General features: G+C 62.7%; 23 protein-coding genes. 13 read left to right on the top strand and 10 right to left on the bottom strand.

What is annotated here, in order from left to right:
• Window positions 1–544: 544 nt before the first annotated feature.
• Together NKI32_RS00115 and NKI32_RS00110 are read right to left on the bottom strand one after the other, a co-directional pair.
• Entirely contained in the window at window positions 545–5,503 is a 4,959-nt protein-coding gene (locus tag NKI32_RS00115) for an autotransporter outer membrane beta-barrel domain-containing protein (RefSeq protein ID WP_353001453.1), read from the bottom strand.
• Window positions 5,504–6,397: 894 nt separating this feature from the next.
• Complete coding sequence (locus NKI32_RS00110; protein WP_353001451.1) at window positions 6,398–8,191, bottom strand: PAS domain S-box protein; 1,794 nt, start codon at window positions 8,189–8,191, stop codon at window positions 6,398–6,400.
• A gap of 153 nt (window positions 8,192–8,344) precedes the next feature.
• Between NKI32_RS00110 and NKI32_RS00105 the strand changes: the two genes are divergently transcribed.
• Complete coding sequence (locus NKI32_RS00105) at window positions 8,345–8,713, top strand: response regulator (RefSeq protein ID WP_023747091.1); 369 nt, start codon at window positions 8,345–8,347, stop codon at window positions 8,711–8,713.
• A 429-nt stretch (window positions 8,714–9,142) separates the two neighbouring features.
• Here NKI32_RS00105 and NKI32_RS00100 read toward each other — a convergent pair whose 3' ends face one another.
• Both NKI32_RS00100 and NKI32_RS00095 read right to left on the bottom strand, forming a co-directional pair.
• A complete protein-coding gene (locus NKI32_RS00100; RefSeq protein ID WP_023726519.1) occupies window positions 9,143–9,301 on the bottom strand; it encodes a hypothetical protein in 159 nt (52 codons plus the stop codon).
• Between the two features lie 130 nt (window positions 9,302–9,431).
• Window positions 9,432–11,432 (bottom strand): AI-2E family transporter, encoded by a 2,001-nt coding sequence (locus NKI32_RS00095; protein ID WP_353001450.1) that lies wholly within the window; start codon window positions 11,430–11,432, stop codon window positions 9,432–9,434.
• Window positions 11,433–11,617: 185 nt separating this feature from the next.
• On the opposite strand from NKI32_RS00095, the gene NKI32_RS00090 reads away from it, so the two are divergent.
• Together NKI32_RS00090 and NKI32_RS00085 are read left to right on the top strand one after the other, a co-directional pair.
• Window positions 11,618–11,851, top strand: a complete 234-nt coding sequence (locus NKI32_RS00090) for a hypothetical protein (RefSeq protein WP_023686482.1) — start codon at window positions 11,618–11,620, stop codon at window positions 11,849–11,851.
• A gap of 238 nt (window positions 11,852–12,089) precedes the next feature.
• Window positions 12,090–13,130, top strand: coding sequence for an aminopeptidase (locus NKI32_RS00085; protein WP_031202672.1), 1,041 nt, complete (start codon window positions 12,090–12,092; stop codon window positions 13,128–13,130).
• A 29-nt stretch (window positions 13,131–13,159) separates the two neighbouring features.
• On the opposite strand, the gene NKI32_RS00080 is transcribed toward NKI32_RS00085, so the two are convergent.
• Window positions 13,160–14,365 carry an ROK family transcriptional regulator gene (locus tag NKI32_RS00080; RefSeq protein WP_023751363.1) on the bottom strand — a complete coding sequence of 402 codons (1,206 nt, stop codon included), beginning with the start codon at window positions 14,363–14,365 and terminating at the stop codon, window positions 13,160–13,162.
• A gap of 145 nt (window positions 14,366–14,510) precedes the next feature.
• Here NKI32_RS00080 and NKI32_RS00075 point away from each other — a divergent pair, with 145 nt between their 5' ends.
• The 7 genes from NKI32_RS00075 to NKI32_RS00045 all read left to right on the top strand — a co-directional run bounded on the left by NKI32_RS00075 (window position 14,511) and on the right by NKI32_RS00045 (window position 21,470).
• Window positions 14,511–15,776, top strand: coding sequence for an ABC transporter substrate-binding protein (locus NKI32_RS00075; protein ID WP_023751364.1), 1,266 nt, complete (start codon window positions 14,511–14,513; stop codon window positions 15,774–15,776).
• Between the two features lie 93 nt (window positions 15,777–15,869).
• Entirely contained in the window at window positions 15,870–16,805 is a 936-nt protein-coding gene (locus tag NKI32_RS00070) for a carbohydrate ABC transporter permease (protein ID WP_023704068.1), read from the top strand.
• A complete protein-coding gene (locus NKI32_RS00065) occupies window positions 16,798–17,703 on the top strand; it encodes a carbohydrate ABC transporter permease (RefSeq protein ID WP_023671100.1) in 906 nt (301 codons plus the stop codon). The genes NKI32_RS00070 and NKI32_RS00065 overlap by 8 nt, the downstream gene beginning before the upstream one ends.
• Window positions 17,704–17,728: 25 nt before the next feature.
• Window positions 17,729–18,835: an ABC transporter ATP-binding protein gene (locus NKI32_RS00060; RefSeq protein WP_023686485.1), complete on the top strand. Its 1,107-nt coding sequence runs from the start codon at window positions 17,729–17,731 to the stop codon at window positions 18,833–18,835.
• Window positions 18,836–18,874: 39 nt separating this feature from the next.
• Entirely contained in the window at window positions 18,875–19,639 is a 765-nt protein-coding gene (locus NKI32_RS00055) for an SDR family NAD(P)-dependent oxidoreductase (protein ID WP_352862489.1), read from the top strand.
• Between the two features lie 26 nt (window positions 19,640–19,665).
• Entirely contained in the window at window positions 19,666–20,658 is a 993-nt protein-coding gene (locus NKI32_RS00050; RefSeq protein WP_352862488.1) for a sugar phosphate isomerase/epimerase family protein, read from the top strand.
• Window positions 20,658–21,470 carry an SDR family NAD(P)-dependent oxidoreductase gene (locus tag NKI32_RS00045; protein WP_352862487.1) on the top strand — a complete coding sequence of 271 codons (813 nt, stop codon included), beginning with the start codon at window positions 20,658–20,660 and terminating at the stop codon, window positions 21,468–21,470. Before NKI32_RS00050 ends, NKI32_RS00045 begins: the two co-directional genes overlap by 1 nt.
• A gap of 409 nt (window positions 21,471–21,879) precedes the next feature.
• On the opposite strand, the gene NKI32_RS00040 is transcribed toward NKI32_RS00045, so the two are convergent.
• From NKI32_RS00040 to NKI32_RS00020, 5 genes are all read right to left on the bottom strand, one after another.
• On the bottom strand, window positions 21,880–22,314 hold the full coding sequence (locus tag NKI32_RS00040; RefSeq protein ID WP_353001448.1) for a hypothetical protein: 435 nt from the start codon (window positions 22,312–22,314) through the stop codon (window positions 21,880–21,882).
• A 685-nt stretch (window positions 22,315–22,999) separates the two neighbouring features.
• On the bottom strand, window positions 23,000–23,548 hold the full coding sequence (locus NKI32_RS00035; RefSeq protein WP_353001447.1) for a dihydrofolate reductase family protein: 549 nt from the start codon (window positions 23,546–23,548) through the stop codon (window positions 23,000–23,002).
• 186 nt (window positions 23,549–23,734) lie between these two features.
• Window positions 23,735–24,004, bottom strand: a complete 270-nt coding sequence (locus tag NKI32_RS00030; protein WP_081725353.1) for a PilZ domain-containing protein — start codon at window positions 24,002–24,004, stop codon at window positions 23,735–23,737.
• Between the two features lie 59 nt (window positions 24,005–24,063).
• On the bottom strand, window positions 24,064–24,273 hold the full coding sequence (locus NKI32_RS00025) for a hypothetical protein (RefSeq protein WP_023671091.1): 210 nt from the start codon (window positions 24,271–24,273) through the stop codon (window positions 24,064–24,066).
• 201 nt (window positions 24,274–24,474) lie between these two features.
• The gene (locus NKI32_RS00020; protein WP_023833641.1) at window positions 24,475–24,849 is read right to left on the bottom strand and encodes a hypothetical protein; all 375 of its coding nucleotides are present in this window, start codon (window positions 24,847–24,849) and stop codon (window positions 24,475–24,477) included.
• Window positions 24,850–24,994: 145 nt separating this feature from the next.
• Between NKI32_RS00020 and NKI32_RS00015 the strand changes: the two genes are divergently transcribed.
• From NKI32_RS00015 to NKI32_RS00005, 3 genes are all read left to right on the top strand, one after another.
• Window positions 24,995–25,168 (top strand): hypothetical protein, encoded by a 174-nt coding sequence (locus NKI32_RS00015; protein WP_155923304.1) that lies wholly within the window; start codon window positions 24,995–24,997, stop codon window positions 25,166–25,168.
• 260 nt (window positions 25,169–25,428) lie between these two features.
• Window positions 25,429–26,181, top strand: coding sequence for a DUF4142 domain-containing protein (locus tag NKI32_RS00010; protein WP_023733543.1), 753 nt, complete (start codon window positions 25,429–25,431; stop codon window positions 26,179–26,181).
• A gap of 31 nt (window positions 26,182–26,212) precedes the next feature.
• Window positions 26,213–26,818 (top strand): general stress protein, encoded by a 606-nt coding sequence (locus tag NKI32_RS00005; protein WP_023671087.1) that lies wholly within the window; start codon window positions 26,213–26,215, stop codon window positions 26,816–26,818.
• The last annotated feature ends 98 nt before the right edge of the window (window positions 26,819–26,916 follow it).

Raw genomic sequence — 26,916 nt, 5'->3', positions numbered from 1 at the left:
TCGATCCGATGGCTACAGGTTCCGTTCCCGCGGGATACAGGACCATTGTCGTCACGCGGGGCACAGGGGCGGATTCGGTGAGCCGTCGCTATATCGTCCCGCACAAGGACTGAAGCCCGCGACATCGCCCGCACCTCTTGCGTAGGGGAAAGAGGCGCGGGGCCGACCGGCTGTTTTGCCTTGCGCAAACGCTTTCGGCTGGCAAGTTCATCAACCGGCTACCCGCAGCAGCAGTTCGGGCCGGGGTTAATCTCTACGACGGCCGCGTCTATGGGCCTGGCGGCGAAGGCTTCATCCGCCTGAATGTCGGCTGCCCGCGTCCTCTGTTGCGGCAAGGGCTGGAGCGCATGTCCAGCGCGCTGGCATCCCTGTGATCGAGCGCCAGGGTGCTTCGGATGCGAGCCTGGTATTTGATGCCGGCAGCCGGTAAGGAAACGTCCAGGGCCGACGAGCCGGATGACCGCAAGTCCGGATTCCATAGACCTCGGCAGCCTTGCCGGACCCGACCCTCAAGCCAAGGTCGACATGTCCATCTCGATCGCCGCTACCATTTCACAGCGAACCCGAGCTTGGCGCCCAGGGCGTGGCTATCGCCAAAATCCTTGAGGCTTGTCCGCGCTGTCCCTTCTCCGAAGACGGCGTAGCGACCGTCCGCCCAGCTCAGCGAGCCACCAAGGCCGACACCGCCCCACAGCGCCTGATTTTCGCTGACCAGTTTCGTGCCAGACACATCGACATCATTTCCGTCGAGGAAGTCGTAGTAAAGGTTGCCGAGCCCGTAAATGTGCGTGCGGCTGACTTGCCCCGCATCGTCCACCCACTGGTCTTCATAGTCCGCGGAGAGGCCGAGGCGGCCGACGAGACTGTTGCTGCTGCCGGGCGACACGACGGCGCCAAACGGGTCGGTGAACGCGTCGAAGTCGACCGAGGAATAGGCAAGCTGGGCCTGCGGCGTCAGCGACCAGTTGCCTTTGAGGGCGATCTTCTGTCCGGTCTCCACGCTCAGCCCGTAGCCGAAACCGTTGTTGCCGTCCGCAAGCGTGGTGCCCAGCGTGGCCGACCGGATGTCACTGTCATACCATGTCGCCTCGGCCTGCGCGTCGACGTAGAAGCCACCGCTGCCGAACCAGGTGAGCGTGCTGCCGACGCCGTAGCCGGTGGCAGCGATCGACCCTGCCCCGAAGATCGAGGAGACGTCCGACGACGCGGTTCCGTAGTGGGCCGTAATCCCTCCGATCAGGGTACCGGCGTCGCTTTCGTGCAGCAGGCCATCGACGCCGGCCTGCAGCTTCCAGGTGGTCACGTCATAGTTCGTGCCGGAGGTCGACGTCTCCGGCTTGATCTCGGCATGGGCAGCTTCGATGCGCGCCCATATCGCCTTGCCGTCGACCGAGCCCTGGCCTGGCAGCTCCGCACCTTGCGGCGTAGCACCCTCGCCCCACGACCGATTGCCGATGCGTTGCTGCATGGTGCCCAGTTCATTGAAGGCCTGCAGCACCCCTTCATAGGCCTCGTACAGCGGCACGCCGGGCGAATAGAGTGGCTGCGGATCGAGATCGCCGTTGACCAGGGCCGAGCGCAGATACCAATCGCCATCGGCCGGTGTGCTGACGCCGTTCTTGTAGAGCCTGTATGCGTAGGCGCCCGCGACGACCGCTGCATCGCCTTCGAAGGTATAATTGCCGTCGAGCGAGAAGCTGCCGTTCGAGACGCCGCCGACGTCGACGATCTTGATGCCTCCGACCGTTGGGGCGCCCGACCCGCCGAAATTGACGACCTGAAGGGTACCCGTCCCTGACGTGTTGCCGGCGATCACCAGCATGTCTGTCGGCGAACCGTCACCACCGAGCGCAGCGTTGAGAACGACGGCGCCGCTATTGCCGACATAGTCGCCGCTTACGGTAAGTGTGTCGCCTGGGACGCCACCCGCGATGCGCACCGTTCCGGCGTTGCTCAGCCCCGCAATCGTCTGGGACGTGCCGGCAAGATCGAGCGTGGCGCCCGAGGCGACGGAAAACTGCGAGGAGGAACTGAACGCGTTCGCAGCGCCCGCGGCAAGCGTGCCGCCGCTGACCGTAGTGGCGCCGGTAAAGCCTGAGTTGTCCAACGCAAGCAGCAGCGTGCCTTGGCCGTCCTTGATGAACGTACCGGCGCCCGAGAGCACGCCGGCATAGCTGGCGGAGGCGACTTGGTCGAATGTGAAGGAGGCGCCGGCGCCGATCGCGACATCGCCACCTAAGCGCTCGGCTGCCGAGACGAGGCCGCCTTGATTGACGGTCCAGTCCAGCAGCGACGTGCCTGACAGCGTCAGCACGCCGGCGCCATCCTTCATCATTGCGCCGGTGCCGGAGATATCGCCGGCGAAGCTGGCGTCCGCCGCCTGGTCGAACACGACAGTGCCGGAATTGCCGATGTCGCCACGAATCGAGGTTGCATCGCCGACCAGCGTGCCAGCGCTGACCAACGTGTTGCCGCCATAGCTGTTCGTTCCCGTAAGCGTCAGCGTGCCGGCGCCGGTCTTGGCAAGGCTGCCAGCGCCAGAGATCGCACCGGACAAGGTCAGGTCGGCCACAGTGTCGAAGGTGCCGCCGGCCGACGAAAGCGTGACGTCGCGCGCCGAGCTGAACGCCGCTGTGTTGCGCAGCGTCCCGCCGGAGAGCGTCAGGCCGCCAGCGGCAACGCCGAGATTGTTGTCGGCTGAAACAGATAGCACGCCGCCCAGGACGGTGGTGCCGCCCGTGTAGGTGTTGGCGCCGGACAGCACCAGCGTGCCCGCATCGGTCTTGGTCAGGCTGCTGGTCCCGGTTAGCACGGAGGCGATGGTGGCGGTGTAACCCACTCCGGCCACCGTGCCGTCGCCGACCCGGATGATGCTCTCGCCACCGGCGCCGGCGAGCGTGACGGAGTCGCCCTCGATGCCGTAGCCATCGGCAGCGAACTGCATGCCGGTAACCTCCAGCGCGCCGGCGCTGTCGTCGGTGGTGACGGTGCCGCCAAGCGTCTGGAAGATGGCGAAACCGGGTTGCGGCTTCATCGCGCCGGTCACCAGGCCGGTGCTCGTCGTCCACGTCGGGCTTGCCGCAGTCCACGTGCCGTTGCCGCCATCGACCAGCTCGTTGTTGGCATTCCCGGCCGCGTCACCGTCCCAGAACAACAGGTCGTTACCGACACTGCTGATAAGATTGACCTGGTTGGCGACAGAAGTCTGCACCGTCAAATCGGCCGCCGTGACGCCGGCCGGCAGATTGCCGAGTTCGAGACCATTGTCGGTGAGGGCGCCGCCATAATTGATGAGCCGGTAGACGCCAGGGCCAAAGCCGCCTACATCGGTGATGTTGAGGCTGCCGTCCAGCGTCAGCGCTCCGGTCACCTCGATCAGGTCGTTGACACCGCCGCCGACAATTCCTGCCTGGCCGAGCTCGTAGTCGAGCATAGAACCGGAGCTCAGGCTGAGCGATCCGACCGTAAGCGTACCCGGACTGGAGCCGGGGGCCAGCACGCCGCCATCGGCGACGATCACCGCGCCGCCTATCGAGCCGGAGCCGCCCAGCGTGCCGCCGCTGTTGACCGTCGTTTCGGTATTCCCAAGCGAACCTTCGACGACGAGCTTGCCCCCGTCGACCGTGGTACGGCCGGAATAGGTGCTGTCGCCGTTGAGCACCAGGGTGCCGGCGCCCTCCTTGTAGACGCCGCCCACGCCGCTCAGCTCGCCATTCGCGGTCAGCGTCGTACCCGCCGCCGCGCGGAAGTAGCCATAGGCGGAAGTGAGCTTGACATCGCGGCTCATGGCGAAGCTTGCTGTCGTGCCGAGTTCGCCGCCGTCGAGTGTCAGCAGGCCCGTAGCGGCACCCAGATTCTGGTCCGACGCGACCGAGATGCTTTTGCCGGTCCCGACCTTGGTGCCGCCGCTGTGGGTGTTGGCACCGGTCAGCGTCAGCGTGCCGAAGCCTTCGATGTTGACGCTGCCCGAGCCGGAGATATTTCCGCCGAAGGTGTGGGGGCCGAGGTCGAGAAACGAGACAGCGCCGTTGTCCAGGATGTCGCCACGGATCGCCACGGTGTTGCCGACAAGCGTTCCTGCATTGACGATGTTGCCACCGGTATAGCTGTTGAACAAATTGGTGACGTTGAGGGTGCCGGCGCCGCTCTTGACCAGTGTGCCGGTGCCGGTCACCTGGCCTGACACGTCCAACTGCGTGCCTGCCACCGTGTCGAACCCGCCGGTCGAATTGATCAGGACATTGCGATTGGTGGCGAAGCTGGTGGTCGTGCGCAACGTGCCGCCGTCGAAGGTCAAGCCGCCCGACAGGGCGCCCAGATTGTTGTCACTCGAAATTTGCAGGGTCCCGCCGGACAAGGTCCAAGGCGTGACGGCAGTTGTCGTCCCCGTTAGGGTCCAGGTGCTGTTTCCGGTTTTCTCGTAGAACCCAAACCCGTCATATTTGGCGCCAGCGCCGATCTGCGACACACCGAAACTGGCGCTGATATCGCCACCCAGCTTGAATGTATCCGCGGCGCTGAAAGCGACCACATTGCCTGTGATGGTGGAGCCGGCCTGAATCTCCAGCGAATTGACGCCGCCGGTGAACTGGATGGCTTTGCCGGCTGCCGGCGTTCCGCCACCGGTGCCGACGGCACCGCCGCTGATCGTACCCGCATTGATGACCGCGATGTTGGCGCCCTTGATCCCTGCGGCGCCATCGCCGCCTGCCAAGGAGCCCTGACCGCCACTGCCGCCAACGATCGTCGCACCTAGCTTGTTGATGACGGTTCCACCTGAAAGCAGCAGAACAGCGGCGCCACCGTCCCCACCGCCGCCGAGAACTGTTCTTCCACCGGCACCCCCGAGCAGATTCCCGCTGTTCTGGATTGTCCCGCCGCCCATCAGGACGATGGCAGCTGCGCCGCCGCCACCACCTGCTTGGACCCCAATTGTGGAGAGACTCGTGCCGCCGGTAACGCTGCCGCCCGCCTCTACAAACACGCTTGCGGACGAGAATATGCCGACGCCGCCACCACCGCTGCCGCTGTTGCCATTGGTCCCACCTCGGCCGCCAGTGCCACCACTCACCGATCCTGTGCCAGTGACTGTAACGTCGGCCGTGGCACTGACGCCCACACCGCCACCGCCACCGCCGCCGCTCCTGACGACGCCATTCGTGCCAGGGGAGCCCAAAGCGCCGGCCCCGCCGCTGATGCTGGTTGCAATGGTCCCGTCTGTCGAGATGACCAGACCCGTAGCACCAGTGGCACCGGCAACGCCATTTGGGTTGTTGGCTGTCCCACTTACCGCTCCCGATCCTCCTGGCGCCCCGTCACCCGTCGTGAGGTCAATGCCGCCACCACCGCCACCAGCGGTCGCGCCATTGGCGGCATTCTGACCCGTGGCACTCGCGAGCGCGCCGTCAACGCCACCTTGTCCAGCGCCTGCGCTGCTACCATTGCCGCCATCGGCCCGAGCCGGCGCGGCGCTCAGCGCAAGGGCAACAGTTAGGATCGTCAAGGCGGAAGTGCTGGAGCGAAGCGACACGACTTGCGGCAAGCGCGCGAGATGCAAAACCCAAAACCCATCACGCGCAATCCGCTCCGCCATGCCTAAGCTCCCTGATTCCTGAGTGCGCGAAGGCAGCATGAAAGCTATTCGCCCGCAAGAAGTTTATAGTCATGAGAGCTACCAAGAAGCTAACGGTGATCAGTAAAATGAAGTCTGCGACTTTTGAGCGACAGAAAGTAGTCAATATTAGATATAGCTTATTAAACAGAGACCTTACGGAATCGCGAGAACAATCTCGCTGCATCAATTTATGCGGAAACGTTCGGACCTCCTGGGCCCAGCCGATCCCATCGGGCGGAGGTGAGTTTCGCCTCTACGGGGCGATGAGGCGCTAGGCTGCCCCTTGGGCGACCCTCACTATCCTGCAAGAAGTGATTCTGTAATCGACTCCCACTCTGCGTCTAGCTTGCCAGTTGCCACAGGCTGCCCGGCGCGGCGGTACCAGTAGGCTGCATTAGAAAGGTCGCCTTCTTTGCGGTGCAGATAGGCATGAACCCATACAGAGGCCGGATCAGATTCGTTGGCCTGCACACACTCATGCGCCCGCTCCCAATCGCCCTGTCTATCCCACCATAGAGCGTGGAGCGCCATCCCAAGATTCGCCGGGGGCTCTACACCCTGAAGGGTCGCACGGAACTCGTCGACGTCCATAGTTACCTCGCCTCTGGCTACGCCGGTCCTGTCCCGTTCCGTGGAACGAAATGCGCCCTCTGCCGGTGATTTGCTCTGTCGACTTTAGCAATGGCTCCGGCGATCTTTAGCGGCAACGGGGTTTTCGCCCGACAAAGGCCGCATCAAGGGCTTCCAATTGACAAATGCTCGTTGCAGGGCTGCTTCCTGCTTCTAAGCTTCATGGACGGCAGAAGCTGCCACGGAAGCCAAAGGCGCTTCCAGGCTCCATGTTATGCCATGCGGACCGTGTTCGAGAATTCCCTGCCCACTGACCGCTGCGGGCGCAACCCGCTTCAGCACAACGGTTCCAAAGCCACCTTGTCCGACAGTCTGAACCTGCGGACCATCGGTTTCGGCCCAGGTGAGGTGAAAGAGCCTCGAAGCACCGGAACCGGTGATGCCCCATGTGACCGAAATCCGGCCCTTGTCCCCTGAGAGCACGCCGTATTTGGCCGAGTTGGTCGCCAGTTCGTGGAAGGCAATCCCGAGATACTGAACTGCGTTGGGACTGAGCACCAATGATGGGCCCGACATTTCGATCACATCCCCCCGCGGGAAAGGCTCGACCTGGGCCGCCAAGAGGTCGCTGATCGTGGCACCCTTCCAATCCGCCGATACAAGCAGGTCGTGAGATCGTGACAACGCCATGATGCGCTCGCGCACCTGGGTTTCAAATTGTTTTGGCGTCTCCGATCGCTTGTTGGTCTCCCGGATCATCGACAGGATGACCGAATACTGGTTTTTCACCCGGTGGTTGACCTCGCGCATCAGCATGCGGATGCGATATTCATTCTCCTTCGTCGACGTGATGTCTCGCGCTATCTTCGATGCGCCGGTGATCTGCCCAGTTGCGTTACGCACGGGCGATATCGTCAGCGAAACCGGAACCAGGCTGCCATCCTTGCGCTGGCGAGTCGTTTCGAATGGTTCGACGCGTTCGCCACGGCGAATGCGTTGGAGGATGCGGGGTTCCTCGTCCTGATGGTCTTCGGGGATCAGCATGGTCACCGACCGGCCAATCGCTTCCTCGGCGGTGTAGCCGAAAAGCCGTTCGGCGCCCTGGTTCCAGCTTTTTATGATGGTGTTGAGATCCTTGCTGACGATCGCGTCAAATGAGGATTCCACGATCGCTGAGAGGTGCTGCCTGGTTTCTTCGGCACGTTGGCGGTCCGTCAGGTCCAGCAGCATGTTGACGGCGCCAATCAGAGCGCCGTGCTCGTCCCGCAGCGGTGTCGGGTAGGGCAGGAACGGAAAAAACGATCCATCGGGACGCTGCGCAACAGCTTGCTGATTGCGGACCGGCCTATTCTCCTTGAGCGCGATGGCCATCGGGCATTCATGGTGCGGCAATTCCTTGCCGTCGGCAGTGAACAGCTTGAACGTCACGCACCATTTATCCTTGCCGATTTCAGGTTCCCTGCCTGCCAGATCGGCCGCGGCGCGGTTGTAGTAGGTGATCGTCCCATCCTGATCGGTCGTGTAAATGGCGACGGGTAGGCCGTCGAGTATCTGGTGATAGGTACTGTCATGCTGCCTGAGCTCCGAGCGGGTGTGTACCAAGTCGGTTACATCGACCGTGAAGCACCGGGTGTTGATCAGCTTGCCGTCCCGGAAATGTCCGCTTGAGGTGACTTCGACGTGCTTGATCGATCCATCGCTGGCCCTCAATCGCGCCGGATATCTTACGATCTTCTCGCCATTGGCAAGGCGCCCCAAAATGTCCTCTATGACGTCCCGGTCGGGATAGAACTCGGCGATGTGGCAACCGAGGTAGTCCTCTGCGGGATAGCCGAGAAGGTCGAGCTCAGCCTGGTTGGCATGCACGATCACGCCGTCTGCGTTCACCAGATGCAGGGCAACGGCGCCGTTTTCGAAGAAATCCTTGTAATCGAAATCCAGACCGTCATTGCTGGACACTCCCGGGTTTTCGAAGGCGACAACAGTCGCCTGTGTTGCTTCATGCATCCCAAACACCTTGTCCAGTCCAACCAAATATAATGCGGCTTGGATCAGTTGGTTCCCATTGCTCGCGATCTCGACCCGCTGCGTACGGGAACCGGACCCTAAGGGTCGTAGCCTCGACTCGTCTTCCATCTACAAACGTGCGATCATCCGCGCATGGGCAAACCCTTGGTCCTTGTCGTCGACGACGAAGCCTTGATAGCACTGGATATGGAGTCCACTCTTTCGGAGGCGGGCTTTGCCGTGGCATTGGCGGCGACATGTTCCCAGGCGAAACGTTTTCTTGCGGACCATACCCCCGCCGCAGCGATCCTGGACGTCAGGCTGTCGGACGGCGAGGCTGTTGACGCGGCAAAAACCTTGGCAGGGCGGGCGGTTCCTTTCATCGTCTATTCCGGCTTGGGGCTCGAGGAAACCCCCGAAGCGTTCTCGTCTGGCGTAAGAGTGATGAAACCCGCCGGACCTGCAGAGGTGGTCCGGGCTCTCAAAGCGATGACCGCCGGGCAGCATAAGGCGACGGGATAGCCGTGCTCTGAGCACCTTTGGTCTAAATTAGCCAGGCGCTGCCGGAGCAGCTGCCGCGCCTCACGGAGCAGCGAATTGCGGCCGGTGCCGATCAGGCGAACAAGGTCGCGCCCGTGATCCTCGGTGATGCCGGTATCCCTGGCAATTGACAGCACCAGTGCTTCTTCCCTTCCACTTTCTTAGGGTCGTGCCTTGCCCGTGCTGGCATGCCTTCTCCATCGGCTCAACGCCAAGATCTGCGAGAGACTCATTCCTCGACGCACGGTCAACCTCTTTGTGCCGCGTTTGAGCGGGCGGAGATAGCGGCTCAATTTGCATTACCCGGATCCATCCTGGCACAGCCAAGAGGCCGGTCCGTTCGCACGATAATGCGCCCCGCGCAGGGACGGCGCCAGCATGGGCCAGATCGACCAGGCAGATTGAGCAGTCCTATGTCTCTCCGAACTCGGTTTCGTTTCTTGACGTCGGGTGCCGCTCATAGTCAACGGGCGGCGGCAGGAGCACGACTTCGGTCTCCTTGCGGCCGAACTCCCTGCCGATCTGGAACGCTGCATAGATCGCGCCAAGGCGGATAAGGAATCTAAGCATGGGGGGTCTCCTTCGATGTTAGGAACCGCAAGGCCGCGAGATTGTTCCATGGCTTGCGAGTGGGGGACGATCTTGCCGTCTCACCAGGCATTCCAGCGCCGGCGCGGCAATCTGAGACATGGCGGTGCGGCTAGGCTGTTGCGGCCGTTGCCTGGGCCGGGATCCGTTTTCGAGGGGCCGGACGGCGTCGATCGCGGCGTTTCGAAACGACTTTGAGGGGAACGGCCGGCGCTGGAGAAAGTGCGCCAAGCACAGCGTTGACCATGCCGTGCGCTACGAAATCGGCGCTGATGTCGGCGGCCAAAGCTTGCCTTTCTTGCCCGACATCGCCCTGCTCCGCGTCTGACCAGAACACAATCCCAATTCTCAAACCTGCCTTGGCGCGCTTCAGTCTCCGGACCAGAAAGCGGGCATGCTTGAGCGAATCCCGGTTCAGGAAACCGACCACGACGGTGTCGATCGCCTCTAGTTCGAGACGACGAATACCTGCCGGCTCCATATCGACAAAACTGGCCTTCGCCACCGTAGCACCTTGCACCTCCAGCACCTGAGCGAGCATGGCGGCAGCGGCATCGTCGAGTTCGCCGCGACCGCCGGCACAAAGCACCGACATGTCCTTGCCGTCGGGCAGCTCGATCTCTTCCTCTTCGACGCCATCTGTTTCCCTGCTCGCGCTCCCTTCCGCGGTGGTTGTCGGCGCATCTTCTTCGCTTGCCTCTTCCTGTGCATCGTCGGCAAGATTTGCCACAAGAATTTGGGCGCTCGCCGCCACCTGCCTTCGCTGTTGATCGCCCATCACGCCACGCATGCGGTCCTGCTCGCCCAACAGGAGAGCAGGAATGGCGACAGTGTCGTAGAAATCGATCAGGTACTTCTCCTCGAGGATCTCCTCGGCATGGTCAGTTGCCTCGTCGGGATCGCCGGCCAGGAGCCGTTGATAGAGTCGGGCGTGAGATTCAAGGACGGGCTCGTTGCCAAACAGGACGTCGAGAAATTCGAACTGCGGAACATGTCGCCCGAGGACGACGAGGCAAACTGTCAGCGGCGTCGAAAGGACCAGGCCGAGCGGCCCCCACAGCCATGTCCAGAAAATTGCCGCAACGATGATTGCCAAAGGAGAAAGTCCCGTGCGCGAGCCATAGAGCCACGGTTCGATGACGTTGCCGGTTACCAATTCCATGACGACAAACAGTGCGGCGGTCCACAGCACCAGCGACCAGCCGGGCGCAACCGCCAAGGCCAGAAACAAGGGCAGCAGCATGCCGATAACAGGGCCGATATAGGGAACGAAGCGCAGCGCCAGTGCCAGCAACCCCCACAGCAGCGCGTTGGGAATGCCGAGCACCCAAAGGCCAATTGCGATTGGTATCGCGTAGACGATATTGACCACCAATTGCATGATCAGATAGCGGCCAACCCGTTTGCCGGCATCCTGCAATGCCTGCGTTGTGCGATGGAGGTCGCCATAGCCGACGAGGCGGATAAACCGGTCGCGCAGATCCTCGCGCTCAAGCAGCATGAAGATGACGACGACGATGATCAGGCCAGCTGATGCCAGCGGGCTGATCAACGGTCCGATGATGTTCTGCAACACCTCCAGAGGTCTCTCGCGGGCGACGATCTCGACCGGTACGGGCTCACGCCGGGGCTTGTCGGCCGCAGGCGGCGCCACATCCTGCTTGTCGATCTCCTGACCGACACGCTCGATCACCCCGCTCAGCCTGGCAATTATGCCGCCACCAACGCCCGTCTCCTTGAGGGAACGCACCTTGGTCAGGATGTTTGTCTGGTAGACGGAAATGTTCTGAGCAAGCTCGCTTACCTGGGTCGCAACAATGAAGCTGAACAGGCCCAGGGCCGCGAATGCGCCAATGACGCTCAGAAGCACTGCGGGCAGCCGAGGCAAGCCGACACGCTTCAGTGCGGAGACCATCGGCACCAGCGCAAAGGTCAAAAGCAGCGCGATGGCAATGGGAAGGAACACCTCACGACCGAAATACAGCGCAGCTACTGTCGTGACGATGGTTGCCACGGTAGGCAGAGCTGTGCGCGGATGGGCATTGCCTGCCGCAAGAATCCGTCCTAGCCCTCGCTCGGACGATGAGATCTCGTTTCGACGATTGGCAGCCACCTGATTCCCCCCGTTTCGTAACGATAGTTAGACCCATTCGCCTGCCGGGCAATGTTTAGCAGGGCCGAATACATACGTTTTGCGGTTTTGCGCCCTGGGCGCTGTGCTCTGACGGTTCAGTCGATATCGTCGGAGCCGCAAATCTGTGGTAAAGCCGCCGCCCAACCAACCAAAGGACGACATCTGTGAGCGAACCGACTGTGGCCGAAGCGACCGAAAGTATCTATGCCTCGCTGCGGGCGGACAATGCCGACATCGACGCCCATATCGCGACGCTCAAGGCTGCGCTGACACGAGAGGGCGCAAAACAGGCGGTGTTCGATCCGGCCAAATTGGCCCAGAACAACCGCTCGGGCCGTAAGTTGATGCAGGCTTATTTTCGCCAGCGCGGCGTGAGCGTGAAGTTTTCGGACCAATAGCGCGCGGCAGCTTGGGGGAACGGCGTCCCAACGGACGGTCCGTATCTCGCCCGCTCCGCCCTGCGGTGGACTTTCGTCAATCCTAGGCGAATGCCCGCATTGCCCTGCCCAGGTCGGTGTCGCCCCCTGCCCCTGCAGCTCTTGACGGAAACCGGTGCCTCCTGTTTGAGGGGGGACCAGGACGTTTGCTGCATGGGGAGATGGGCAAGGTGGGCAAACAGTGAAGCGCGTTCTTCAGATGCTTGCCGCGGCGATCATCGCGTCCGGGGCGACCGGCTGCACGAGCATTTCCTACTACGCGCAGTCGTTGCAGGGTCACGCGCAGATCATGGCCGCCCGCAAAAATATTGGAAAACTCATCCGTGATCCTTCGACGCCTGAGGCATTGCGCGCCAAATTGACGTCGGCCAGCGCCATAAGACGGTTTGCGACGGATGAACTGGCACTGCCCGAAAACAACAGCTATCGCAGCTATGTCGACATCCATCGCGACGCCGTGACCTGGGCCGTTTTTGCCGCGCCGCAATTCTCGCTTGCGCCACGAACATGGTGCTTTCCGGTCTTCGGCTGCGTTCCATACAGGGGTTATTTCTCCCGGAAATCCGCGACTGAGAACGCAGTCGAACTTCAAAGACAGGGGCTGGACGTCTATGTCTCGGACGTCACCGCCTATTCCACGCTTGGCTGGTCGAGTGACCCGCTACTGAGCACCATGCTGCGTCAGGACGACACCTATCTCGCCAGCCTTGTTTTTCATGAGCTGGCGCATCAGCGCCTCTATGTGGATGGCGATTCCGCATTCAACGAGGCGTTCGCCGTTGCCGTCGAAACCAGCGGCGTCAGGAAATGGCTCCGCGCCGCCGGCGACCGGGCCGGATTGCGCCGCTACGAAGCCGATCGCAAGCGCAGCGCCGATTTTCTTGGACTGGTGGCGAAGACGCGCGACGAGTTAAGGCAGGTCTATGGTAGTCCCCGCACCCCGGAAAAGATGGCGGCCGCCAAGGCAGCAACCATCGACCGGTTGCGGATGCGCTATCGGCGGATGCGCGACAGGCACTGGGCGGGATACCGGGGATACGACGCCTGGTTCGCTGCCCCGATCAACAACGCCAAGCTCGCCGCAACTTCTGTCTACGGTGAACAGGTTCCGGCCTTTCTTCGCTTGTTCGACCTGTGTTCCGGCGACTATCCGAGGTTTTACGCTTCTGTCCGGCGGATCGCGGATTTGCCCAAATCGTCCCGCGCCGAAGCGCTCAAGGCTGCCGACACGTGCAATTGACTTGAACAAGCACAGGCAGGTCCTGACGATCACCCCAGCGACAGTTCCTTCGTCTGGTGTCTCAAAACGAGGCCGACCGCGCCCAGCAAGGCATCGTTCTCGGTGTGCCTGCCAACGATGATGCGCGTGCGCAGCGCGGGAGCGACATCCCGGGACTTGATCAGCGTGTGGCGTTCATAGGACGCGATCAGCGGCGTCAGCAGAATGTCGCCTGCCAGGGCCATGTGGCCGCCGATGATGATAAGCGGCGGGTTGAGCACTGAGCCGATGAGGCCGAGACCCCGACCGGCGATCTCGGCGGTATCCTCGATCATCCGCAACGCCCTGACGTCGCCCTGCTCGGCCATGGCGATGACATCGTCCATGGTGACTTGCCGCCCAACGACACGCGAAATCTGTTCCAGCGGCCGGGTAAAACTCGCGTAGAGCTCCAGGCAGCCGCGATTGCCGCAGCGGCAAAGGTCGCCGCCGGGATCGATGCTGATGTGCCCGAATTCGCCGGCGCCGCCGGCGACGCCCGTCACCAGCCGGCCATGCTGGACAATGGCCCCGCCGACACCCAGATCGATCTTGAACAGCACGAAATCGTCCTGGCCGACGGCCGCACCCCACATCAGCTCGGCAATGGCCGCGCAGTTGCTCTCGTTGTCGGCGAAGATCGGCTGTTCCAGAACGGGGCCGAACACATCTCGTATGTTGACGCCGGCCCATGTTGGAACCATGCTGGCGCGCAGCACCACTCCATCGCGGCTGACAGGACCGGAGACGGAGACACCAACCCCCAGGAGCCCCGCCACCGGCAGACCGTTTTCCCTGTAAGATTGGGCAATTGCCGATTTGACCGCCTGGGCCGCCTGTTGCGGCTGGTAGTCCAGCGCCATTGGAATATTTTGTTCGGCAATGACGGAATGCGAGACATCGGCGACGATGAGCCGTATCTGCTGAAGAGCCAGGTGAATGCCGACGCAGGTGCCCGCTGTCGGATTGAGCGTCACCGCCGCGGCTGGCCTGCCGATGCCTCTGATGCCGTCGCGGCTGGTCGGGGCTTCGATCACCATTCCAGACTTTTTCAAGCCGTTAAGCGCGGTTGACACCGTCGAGCGCGCCAGACCGGTGGCGCGTGCGATCTGCAACGCGGAGAGTGCGCCGCGCTCGCTCAGGCAGCGCACGATCATGCTCTCCGGCGACGCGGAGGGTCTGTCGATCAGCCAGGTTCTAAGCGAAGGTTTTGTCATGGCTCAACATAAACATCGTTGACTGATAGCTCCAATATGTCATCTTGGAAAGAACTCGAGATTGACGCATCTCGCTGGCGGCGGCTTCAAACCGCGGCCATAAGCGGTCGAGACGAACCGTGCAACACGATATGGGAGTGAAACGATGAAGTCCGTCATGACCGCGCTTGCGGCCGCTGCTGCGTGCACATTTTTCGCCGGAACAGCCTTCGCCGAGCCCAAGACCAACCTTTTGCACCAATGGGCGACCGGATCGGACGCCCAGGCGATCGCCAAGCTCGGCGAGATGTTCACCGCCAAGGGCGGCAAATGGGAACAGACCTCGATCGCCGGCCACACCGCCAATACGCTGGCCAAGCTGCGCGCCGACGTGATCGCCGGCAATGCCCCGCCTGCCGTGCAGCTCAAGGGCCCTGAGATCGCCGAATGGAACGAGACCGGCATGACCGCCGATCTCGACGAGTTGGCGGCCTCGGAAGGGTGGGAGAAAGTGGTGGCGCCGGAATTGCTTCCGGTGATGAAGCCGACCGGCAAATGGGTCGCCGCGCCCATGAACATCCACCGCATCAACTGGCTCTGGGCCTCGCCCAAGGTCATGCAGGCGGCCGGCGTGGCGGAAATGCCGAAGACCTGGGCCGAGTTCAATGCGGCCTGCGACAAGATCGTCGCCACAGGCAAGATCTGCATCTCGCATTCGACCGCCGACTGGACGGATTCGACGGTGTTCGAGGTCGTGCTCTACGGCCAGGACATCGATCTCTACCGCAAGGCCTTCGTCGAAGGCGATGTCGAGTCCATGCGCAGCCCGGGGATGGTCAAGGCCTTCACGCAGATGCGCCTGATGACGAGCAAATACATGGATCCGGGCATGGTCGGCCGCGACTGGGATTCGATGTCGGCGCTGGTCGGCAAGGGCGACGCGGCGTTCCACATCATGGGCGACTGGACGATCGGCCTTTTGACCGCCGCCGGCTTCAAGGAAGGCACCGACTATGTCTGCGCCCAGGCGCCGACCGATTGGGGCAAACCCGGCTTCATCCTCAACTCGGACTCGGTCGTGTTCTTCAAGCAGAAGGACCAGGATTACATCGACGGCCAGAAGCTGCTGGCCAGCCTGATCCTGTCGCCCGACTTCCAGACGGTCTTCAACCAGGCCAAGGGCTCGATCCCCGCACGCCTGGATATCGATCTGTCGAAGGGCTTCAATCCGTGCCAGCAGCTCTCGCAGAAGGATCTGCAGGCTTCGATCAAGGAGGGCACGCTGGTCCGCTCGATGGCGCACAACATGACCATCCCGCAGAAGATGCGCGGCGCGATCATGGACTCCATTACCGAGTTCGTGGCGACGCCGGACATGTCGCCCGAGGATGGCGCCAATGCGATGGCCGACGCGGCGGAAGCACAGAAATAGACGGGAATGGCCGGGCGCCATCCGCACCCGGCCGTCCGCCATCCCGGTCCCGCGCTCCGCCAGTCCTGTGCTCTGCCAATCTCCGTGCTCTGAATGTCAAATCACGACCTGATCCTGTCGGTACCGACGCCTGCCCGCCCCTGGCGCGAGCGGCTGGGCTCCGCGATGCCCTTGCTCGTGCTCGGCCCCTCTCTCGTGGCGAGCTTCGTCTACGTCTTCGTGTTCACCGGCTGGACGCTCTATATCTCGCTGTCCAACTCCTCGCTGCTGCCGACCTACGGCTTCGTCGGCCTGGACAACTACGCGTCGCTGTGGGCGAACCGGCGCTGGAACATCGCCTACAACAACCTGTTTTTCTTCAGCGCTTTCTACATCGTCGGCTCGATGGCCGTGGGACTGCTGCTGGCGATCCTGATCGACCAGCGCGTGCGCGGCGAAGCGGCATGGCGCACGATCTTCCTGTATCCGCTGGCCGTCTCCTTCATCGTCACCGGCACGGTCTGGAGCTGGCTCTACAATCCGACCGACGGCATCCAGGCCATGGTGCGCGGTTTCGGCTGGACGAGCTTCAGTTTCGCACTGGCCAGCGACCGGCACTATGCGATCTACGCGGTGATCATCACCGGCGTCTGGCAGGCCTCGGGCTTTGCCATGGCGCTGTTCCTGGCCGGCCTGCGCTCGGTGGATCAGGACCTCGTCAAGGCCGCGCAGATCGACGGCGCATCGACGTTCCGCATCTATCGCAAGGTGCTTCTGCCAACCATTGCGCCGATCTTCCTGGCGGTCGCCGTCATCCAGATCCAGTTCGCCATCAAGACCTTCGACCTCGTGGCGGCCCTGACCAAAGGCGGCCCGGGGATCTCGACCACCTTCCCCGCCATCTACGTCTATGACCTGATGTTCCAACGCGGCCAGATCGGCGAAGGTGCGGCCGCCGCCATCATGATGCTTGCCGCTGTTGCCGTGGTGCTGGTGCCCTATTCATTCTGGGTGGTCTGGCGCCGGCGCAAGGAAGCCGGCCATGGCTGACGTCTCCCTGGACCAGTCGCTCGACCGTCGCGCTGCCGCAGTCGCGTCGCGCCGGCATTTTCTCACCCGCTTCGCCATCTATGGGCTGCTGGTCGTCTTCGCGGCGATCTACCTGGTCCCGTTGCTGGTGGTGGTGCTGAATTCATTCCGCGACCAGCAGGAGATCGCGCGCAACGGGTTGATCTCGCTGCCGCGCAGCTTCCGCCTCGATGCCTGGGGCCAGGCCTGGAGCACCTATTGCATCGGCGGCACCTGCGAGGGCATGCAGCGCAACTTCTACAACTCCCTGAAGATGACGATCCCGGCCACGATCATCTCGACGGCGGTCGGCGCGATGAACGGTTACATCCTGTCGAAATGGCGCTTCAGAGGTTCGGAAGCTTTGTTCACCTGCATGCTGCTCGGCGTCTTCATTCCGGGCCAGATTTCGTTGATGCCGTGGGCGTTCATCCTCGGCAATCTCGGCCTCAGCAATTCGGTCTACGGGCTCGTCCTCATCCACGTTATCCAGGGCATTTCGTTCACCACTTTGTTTTGCCGCAACTACTACGTCAGCATCCCCGACGACCTGATCAAGGCGGCGCGCATCGACGGCGCCGGCTTCTGGCGCATCTTCCGCAAGATCATTCTGCCGCTCTCCTCACCGATCCTGATCGTCACGGTGATCTGGCAGTTCACCGGCATCTGGAACGAATATCTGTTCGGCGTCGTCTTCACCTCCGGGCAGCAACAGCCGATCACGGCAGCGCTCGTCGCGCTGACGGCAAGCGGCACCAATGTGCGCGCCTACGATGTCATGAGCGCCGCCGTGCTGATCGGCGCGCTGCCGCCGCTGCTGATCTATCTCTTCGGCGGCAAGTATTTTGTGCGAGGCCTGACGCAAGGTGCCATCAAATGAGGCGCGATCAAGTGAAGGGCATTGCATGTCGACATTGATCATCCGATCGCTGCGCAAGAACTTCGGCGCGGTCGAGGTGCTGAAGGGCATCGATCTCGAAGCGCGGAACGGCGAGTTCATCGCGCTGGTCGGACCGTCCGGCTGCGGCAAGTCCACTCTGCTGGCGATGATCGCCGGGCTCGAATCCGTTACCTCCGGCGAGATCCGCATCGACGGGCGGCTGGTCAATTCGGTGGCGCCGAAGGACCGCGACATCGCCATGGTGTTCCAGTCCTATGCCCTGTACCCGACGATGACGGTGCGCGAGAACATCACCTTCGGCATGGAAAGCCGCCGCGTCCCGAAGCCGCAGCAGGACGAGGCCGTCAAGCGGGTTGCCGCCTTCCTGCAGATCGAACCGCTGCTAGGGCGCAAGCCCGGACAGCTTTCGGGCGGCCAGCGCCAGCGCGTCGCCATGGGCCGGGCGCTGGTGCGCGATCCCAAACTGTTCCTGTTCGACGAGCCGCTCTCCAATCTCGATGCCAAGCTGCGCGTCGACATGCGCACCGAAATCAAGAAGCTGCATCACCGCGTCGGCAAGACCACGGTTTACGTCACCCACGACCAGGTCGAGGCGATGACGCTGGCGTCGCGCATCGCCGTGATGCATCAGGGCGAGGTCCAGCAATTCGACGATCCCGCCACGATCTACAACCGTCCAGCCAACATGTTCGTCGCCGGCTTCATGGGGTCGCCGGCGATGAATTTTTTGGCCGCCGAACTGAGCCAGGAAGGCGGTCGCCGCACTGTTGTCCTGCAGACCGCCGACGGCAAGACGGCCAGCCTGCCGATCGTCCAGGCGCTCCCATCCGACACGCCGCGACAGCTCGTGCTCGGCATCCGTCCCGAGCACATCTACCGCTTCGATCCCGATCTTGCGCGCCGCAAGCCGGGCATCGCGCAGATCGATGCCGTGGTCGAACTGGTCGAGCCGACAGGCGCGGAGACCATGGCCGTCCTGCGCCTGGGCGGCAAGGAGATCACCGGCCGTTTCGACCCCGACGGCACGCCGCTTATGGGCGAGACGGTGACGCTCGGCATCGACATGGCGCGGGCGTGCCTGTTCGACCCGACGACCCAACGCCTGATCTGACCCGATCTGACCGAAGCCTGATCTGAAAAGGGTTCCGCCTTGTCCTTCGCCACCTATCCGAGCCTGTCCGAGCGTGTCGTGCTGATCACCGGCGGTGCGTCGGGCATCGGCGCCGACACGGTCCGCGCCTTCGCCGCCAATGGCGCGCGCGTCGCGTTTCTCGATCTGCAGCAGGAGGCCGGCGAGGCGCTCGCGCGCGAACTCGCCACGGCAGCGCACGCGCCCCTGTTCCTGCGCTGCGACGTGACCGACATCCCTGTCCTGCAGGCCGCGATCGGCACGGTGCGCGAGCGCCTCGGGCCTGTCGCAGTGCTGGTCAACAACGCCGCCGATGACAATCGCCTCTCCGTCGCCGACGTGACGCAGGAATATTGGGACCACGCCCAGGATGTGAACCTCAGGCACCACTTCTTTGCCGCCCAGGCCGTGCATCCACACATGCAGGAACTGGGCTTCGGTTCGATCGTCAATTTTTCCTCGATCGCCTGGCGTTTCGGCGCGTCAGAGATGGCGCCCTATGCGGCGGCCAAGGCTGCCGTTATCGGGCTGACCTTCGCGCTGGCGCGGGCGTTTGGCCCCGACAACATCCGCGTCAACGCCATCGAGCCGGGCGCCGTCATCACCGACCGGCAGCGGGAGCTTTGGTACAAGACCCAAGGTTCGGTCGACCAGGTCGTGCAGCGCCAGGTGATCCGCAAGGTTCTGCTCGGCGAGGAGATCGCGCGCACGGTGCTGTTCCTCGCCGCCGATGACAGCCGCATGATCACCAAGCAGTCGATCACCGTGGATGCCGGCCTGCGATGACCACACCTGACTCAAAGGATCGCTTCATGCTCGAGGTCGGCCTGAACCCCTACGGCCTGACCTATCATCTCGGCCTCCAGGGCCGCGGCACGCCACGCGCCAATCCTAGACCTGCGGGGCTCGAAGGTTTCATCGCGCTCGCGACCGATCTCGGCGCGCGCGTGCTGGAGATCTGGGTGCCATGGCTGAGCGAGCTTTCCGACGACGCGGTGATCGCGCTGCGCGAACGGCTCGCCGGCCTTGGCATCACGCCGGTCGTCAGCGGCGGCCTGCTGGTGGGCGAACCGCTCGACGATGCGTTTCGGGCCGCGCGCCTGCTCAAGGCCAAAATCATCCGGACGGCGCTGACGCCGGTTCTCTGCGGCGACCGCAACGCCGCCGGCGCAAAATGGAGCGAGTACGTCGGCATCATTCGAGAGCGATTGGTGGAATGGGGTCCCCGCGCGAATGCCGAAGGGTATGTCCTTGCGATCGAAAACCACCAGGACTTTACCAGCCGGGAACTCGTCGAATTCTGCGCGCTAGGTGGTGACAGTGTGGGCGTCACCTTCGACACCGGCAACACGTTCCCGGTCGGCGAAGCGCCGCTCGATTTTACGAAGGTGATCGCCCCCTATGTCCGCCATGTCCACCTCAAGGACTACCGCGTGCAGTTCACGACCGAAGGCTATCGGCTGATCCGTTGTGCCATCGGCGACGGTGCGGTGCCGTTTGCCGAGCTGTTCGCCATTCTTGGCCAGCACCACGATCGCATGACCGCCGTTCTCGAACCGGGCGCCTTGGAGGCCCGGCATGTCCGCTATCTCAGCGACGACTGGTGGCGAGGCTATCCCCCGAAGACGGCGCGCGAGTTTGCCGCCTGCCTGGCGGCAGCCCAGCGCAACCGGCTGCCCGACGATGCCGACACCCGCACGCCCTGGGAGCGCGAAGACGACGTCTCACTGATTTCCTATGAGCTCGACATGATCCGGCGCAGCGCGGCCAACATGCGCAAATTTGGTTTGATGGAGAAGATCTGATGACGGCACGTGAACTCGATGGACTGACCGCCTTCGTAACCGGCTCCGGCCGTGGCCTCGGCCGCGTGATGGCCGAGCGCCTGGCGGAACTCGGCGCCAATGTCGCGATCCACGACATGGACGAAACGGCGCCGGCCAAATACGGCGAGTTCGCCAATCTCGGCGAAGTGGTCGAGCGCCTGAAGCGGCACGGCACGAAGGTCACGTCGGTGACCGGCAACATTGGCGACCAGAAGGCGGTGGCCGAGATGAAGCGCAGGATCGAGGCCGATCTCGGCGACGTCCATGTGCTGGTCAATTGCGCCGGCGGCGACATCGGCGCCAAGGGCGGCAAGCCGAACCCGAACAACGCCCTCGACATCGAACTGGACGACATCCGCGTGCTCACCGAGAACAATCTGATCGGCACGATGCTGGTCTGCCAGGCCTTCTTGCCGCCGATGAAGCAGCGCGGCGGCGGCTCCGTCATCAACATCGCCTCCGCGGCGGCACATCTCGGCTGCTCGCCCGAGGTCGTTTACTCCACCTTGAAGGCCGCGGTCGTGCATTACACGCGCTGTCTCGCCAAGGAACTGATCGACGACGGCGTGCGCATCAACGCGGTCAGCCCAGGCGCCACGAAGACGGCACGCTTCCAGGCGACCCGCGTGGTCGATCCGGAGCGCATGGATTCCAGCCGCAAATCGCTGAACCGCTATGCGGAACCGGAAGAGATCGCGGAGGCGGTGGCCTTTCTAGCCGGCCCCCGCGCACGATTTATCAATGGGCAGGTGCTCCGCGTCGATGGCGGGTTTACGATCTTTCCGGGGTGATGGCGGGGTGCCTCGGATTTCAATTTCGGGGCCGAAAGCGGAAGGTCCGTTTTCGGGATTCCTGGGTTAAATTGCCCCCTCACGCCTCGAGCTTTTCGCAGCGTCAAAACGGCTGTGGAGGGATTGGCAGGCTATACCGCTGACGAAGCGCACATGTGACGCACCGAGGATAAGTAACCCCGCTTGGTCACGAGGGCGCTGCCGACCGGTTGGTCGAAACTGGCGCTGGTACTCGCTATTCACGAACTTGCCGATCACCCTGACGAGGTCCACTAAGCAATGGTGAACGTCATTTCTGAAGTCGCAAGCAACTCGGCCGCCCTACTCCATTGAGGTCAGCCATGCCTTCGCGGAGCCGACGCAATCTCTGCTGGAGCCTGCATGCTTCTTCAGGCGCAAGCGCTGTGTCTCAGTGCGGGATGAATCCTTTTCTCAGCCAAGCCAATATCTTGCTCCCATTGAGGACCCTGCGGACACGCCCGGCGGCCCAGCCAGCCTGCATGGTGGCGCCGGTGTGGCAACTGCAGACGATCTCATGCAACTGCCAATCGGAGAGTTCGAAGAAGCGTCTGGCTTCCCCGTAGGTATCCGATTGCATGCCCGACGCACGCAGCAGTGGATCGTCAAAGGCGACACTGATCGCCGATCCGACCGCGCGCGCTTCTCCGCGGACAGAGGGATGCAGATGCTCAGTCCCGGTGAGAGCCACAAGGGAGCGCGTCGGATTTCGATAGAGCAGTTCCGCCCACCGCTCTATCCGTTGCGTCCTTGTAGCCAGCAGAGCCGGCGATAGTGGACTGATGTCCGCGACTGACTGGAGTTGATCGAGTGTCTGGTGCTTCATGACTGCCTCCTGTTGGTCGTTCCAATCCCAAGGCCTTTGCTGCAGGATTGGCTCACACGCTAAGCCGCCTCGTAAAGGAGCGGCGGCCGATCAGGTGTTGCCACCAATCGCCCACAGGCACCACGCGGCGGCATCTGCAGCGACCCCAACTGCATTCCTTCGCCAATGTTCCAGCGGGATGAAAAAAACTGTGCGGCCGGCCGACCCGACGGACCCGGCTGGCGCACGCAGGATCCTGAACTGCTGGACGATGATGACGCAGGCCTGGAAAGGCGGCTAGGTTGGACCTTGCTTTTCAGGCTTGACCATGATGTTTCACTACCCGCTCGGTCATCGCGGGAAGGCCAGGAGCAGAGCCGCTGGCAACGGTGAGTTGCGGACGAGGGCGGGCGGTGGAGGACGACGCCCTTGGGCCGCCAGGTCACTGAAGGACCAACCGAAGCGGCGCTTCGGGCGTAAAAGCGATGTCCTTGTAGGTCTGCAATGTCTGCTTATGGAGGAACGGCGGCAAGGCCTCTTTGACCGGCATGGGGCGCATTGCTGACCGGCAGATTTTCGGCCGACAGCAGACCCTCTGCTGCTTGGGTACCCAGCACGCAAGCTGACATGTGAGACCTCGGTGCGAAGGCCGGGACCACGCCCTCTCGCGCTTGGTTCGCATGTTGGCGCTGAAGCGCCTTATCGTTCAGCCTCGCGGCACATAGATCATATGAACCGTATCGTCATCGATCAATGTGCTCGACACCAGTTGCAGCGGAGGCCTTGCCTCGTGGAAGAAGGGCTTGCCTTTGCCGAGCACGAACGGCCTCACGTGCAGGTGATATTCCTCGATCAGGCCCAGCCCGGTCATAAGACCGGCCAGTTCCGGACCGGAAACGCTCAGGGTACCCTCCGTGCGGGCCGCGATCTCGCGAATCTGCGTTTCAATATCTCCGGAGATGAGGGTGGCGTTGGGGCCTACCCGTGAAAGTGTGCGCGAAACGACCCATTTGGGCAGCTTGCGCCAGAGTGTCGCGAACTGGCGAAGCGGAGCGTCCCATTCCGCGTGATCATCGTCCCAATAGCGCATGACCTCGTACATCCGGCGGCCATACACAGCGCCGGCATGGTTGCGAATCGTCTCGATCCAGTACTCGAAGTGCTTCTGGCTTGGTGCGCCCATGACCAGATTTCCGGCAAGGTCATCGACATAGCCATCGATGGAAACGTTCATTCCCAAGATAAGTTTGGCCATAAGCAGCGCCTTCGCATAGTCGGTTCACGGGTTAACCGCTTGTAATTTGCAAGCAGCCAGACGCTATAGCAACTGATTGCAAATCGCAAGCAGCATGGAAGAAGCGTTCGTGCCGCAAACGAGCCCTGCCTTGTCCCATCAACCCTGCACTTGAACAGCTGGGTGATCCGTCCCCGCTACCGCCATCTAGGCCTGCCTTCCCGAATCAAGCTGCACCCCAAGTCGCTCGTTCCGTCTCCACCGCACCACGGCGCGATAGCTGGTATGATCTACCGGCACGTGAAGCACGAAACGGTCGGGGATTGCGATATCGGCCTTCACCCGTAGCTCCGCGCCATGGGCGTGCTGGTTACAAACCAGACAATTGATACTGGCGTCGCCAACGCGGATTGTCGCTTCCTTCAGAACAAGATCACGGATATGCGACCGTCGCTCTATCGGTGGGTCAGTCGGCATTGCCTTATCCCTCTGATGTGTCGACCTGAAACTCTTCTGAACCCGGAATGGAAAGCGCACTACCGGCCCAGCGGTTGCCTCGAAAGACTGACGAGCTCGGCTTCGTCGACCACGCCGGCCATATAGTTCGCGATAATCCGGGATGCGATGGCGTCGCGTGCTTCGGGCGACTGACCGTCGCGCTTAAGCTGCTCGAATACACGGCCCAACAGCTCGAGTTCGGATGGCTGCAAAACGCCGGCCTCGGTGGCTTTGCGTCGAATGGGCATTTGTGATCCTCCACTACGGTCAACAACATACGACCGCGGCAGGGAAACTCAACTCACCTGTCGAGGGCGCCGCGCGGGCGGCGCCGACCACAAATCCCGTTTACCCGAGCGGGGAGTTTTTCACTCAAAGCCACAGTGATCTGGCGTCCATACAAAGCCCGCCAGCAAAGCCGGCGGGCGCAATAGTCATAAGATACGCCGCTAGAACCAGCTTCGGTCGCGTTCCTGGCTTTGCCCGAGCAGCATGCCGATCAACAACCCGGCAATGCCGCCAAGCACGAAAGCGCTGCTGATGGTGCCGGGATTTTGCTGGACGGCTTCGGACACCGTCTGCGCCTGCGATCTCAGCTGCTGCGTTGCCCGTGCCGCGCGCTCGGTCGCGCTGCCGTACCAGCCGCCGGCTTCGCCGACGGCATCTTCTGCGCGGTCGGCAAGCGTCCGGTTGATCTTGCTGATCTCGCGCTTCAGCGATGCGACCTGCTTCTCCAGGGCCTCCTGGGCCTCTCGGGCGGACATCTTCGGGGTGTCCTTGGGGGTGTCCTTCGCGGTGTCCTTCGGGGTGTCGTTGTCGGCCATGGCTGTTCCTTTCGTTGAGGCAGGGGGAACGGCCAACGGACAAGGATGGTTCCGCTGCCTGCGCTCACAGTCATTCACCCGGCCGGCCGCCAACTTTGGGAACACTCTCCCGATCCAACGGTTGTGGCTGATGGAGGGCACGCATTTGTCGAATCGATCGAGCCATGCTGAAACGCTGCGGACGGTCTCCGATCTGCTACACCGCGCCCGCCGTGTCATTCGCGACGGCGGCCATGCGGCGGCGATGTTCGAAATAGACACGCTGCTGCAGGTCGCCCAGACAGAGGTTGCGCGCCGCCTCGAACGCAACGATCGCTGAACCTCGATAGGCCACCGCGGGCACTATTCATTGCGGGCGGCGAAGGCCTCGTTTCCCTTTGCGATGGACTTGCAAGGCGCCCATCGAGCGGGTCGCCGTCCGAGCCACGCGTCGACATCGCAAAGGCGCAAAATCCGAGGATGAGGGGCCATCATCGCGGCATCGACCCTCCCGGTTATAACGCTTGGGCGGCGGAACAAAGCTTGGCCGCACTGGTTAGGCTCACAGCACGATGTGTGCCCCAACGAGGATCTCTGTCCATGAAAACACGTGTTCTTCTAGCTTCGCTGGCCACCGCCACAGCCATGGTCTTCGCCCTGCCCGCCTTCGCCGCCGACAGTGCTCAGGACTTTGTCGACAAGGCTGCCATCGGCGGCCTGTTCGAAGTGGACTCCAGCAAGATCGCAGAAGGCAAGGCCCAGGATCAAGGCGTCAAGGATTTCGCCAAGAAGATGATCGACGATCACGGCGCCGCCAACGCCAAGCTTGCGACCATCGCCGGCGAACAGAAGCTGAAAGTGCCGACGGAGCTGGACGCCAAGCACAAGGCCGATCTGGAGGCTCTGCAGAATGCCAACGATGCCGTCGACAAGCCCTATGTCCAGATGCAGCGCGATGCGCATTCGGAGGCGGTCACGCTGTTCGAGAGCTACGCCAAGGACGGCGACAACGCGCAGCTGAAGACCTTCGCCTCCGAGACCTTGCCGACGCTCAAAATGCATCAGGAAATGGTCGAGAAGATCGCTTCCGCCGACAATGCATCGTCGACCACCAGCTCCACCACCCCGGCCGTGAGCACGACCGACACCACCAATTCGGCCGCCCCGGTCCCGGGTGCCAACAGCTTCACCGAGGATCAGGCGAAGAGCCGCATTCAGGATGCCGGCTTCTCCGGCGTGTCCAAGCTGACCAAAGACGACCAGGGCATCTGGCGCGGTCAGGCCACCAAGGATGGCAAGACCACGACCGTGGCGCTCGATTATCAGGGCAACGTCGTTGCCGGCGCCAACTGAACCTCTGAACCAGATCGAGGAGATCAAGACCATGAAAACCGTAACCGGACTTTTCGACAACTACGATGATGCCTCCGATGCCGTCGGCGAACTGGAGGCAATCGGCGTGCCGCAGGCCGACATCAGCATCGTCGCCAACAATTCGGACGACTGGTACGACGATGGCGACACCTCCAACGCCGCCGAGGATGCAGCCGGCGGCGCCGGTCTCGGAGCCGTCATTGGCGGCGCCGGCGGGCTTCTGACAGGGCTCGGCATCATGGCCATTCCGGGCGTCGGTCCGGTCGTGGCCGCAGGATGGCTGGCCGCCACCGCGGTCGGCGCCGTTGGCGGCGCGGTCGTCGGGGGCGCTGCCGGCGGCATCGTCGGGGCGCTGACCGAGTCAGGCGTCCCCGAAAGGGATGCGCATGTCTATGCGGAGGGCGTTCGCCGCGGTGGCACGATGGTGACCGCCAGGGTCAGTGACGAACTCGCCGACGAGGCCGAGCGTATTCTTGGCGAGTCCAACTCGGTCGATCTGCAAGACCGCCGACGCGCCTATGAAGCCGGTGGCTGGACCGGCTTCGATGCCAATGCCGACCCCTACACCGACATCGAGGCCGAGCGCGACAAAACGCGCAACGCCAGCCCACTCTGATCATCGAGCCCCGGCGCCGGAACCCGGCGGGGGCGCGGGGGGAGTGGGGCCGCGGCCAACGAGCGTAAGAATATGGCGGTAGGGGGGCGGGGTTGAAT

Source organism: Mesorhizobium sp. M0761, assembly GCF_040320205.1.
Taxonomy (GTDB): domain Bacteria; phylum Pseudomonadota; class Alphaproteobacteria; order Rhizobiales; family Rhizobiaceae; genus Mesorhizobium.
Note: the sequence above shows the minus strand (reverse complement) of the source record. Positions and strands in the feature narration are given on the sequence as shown.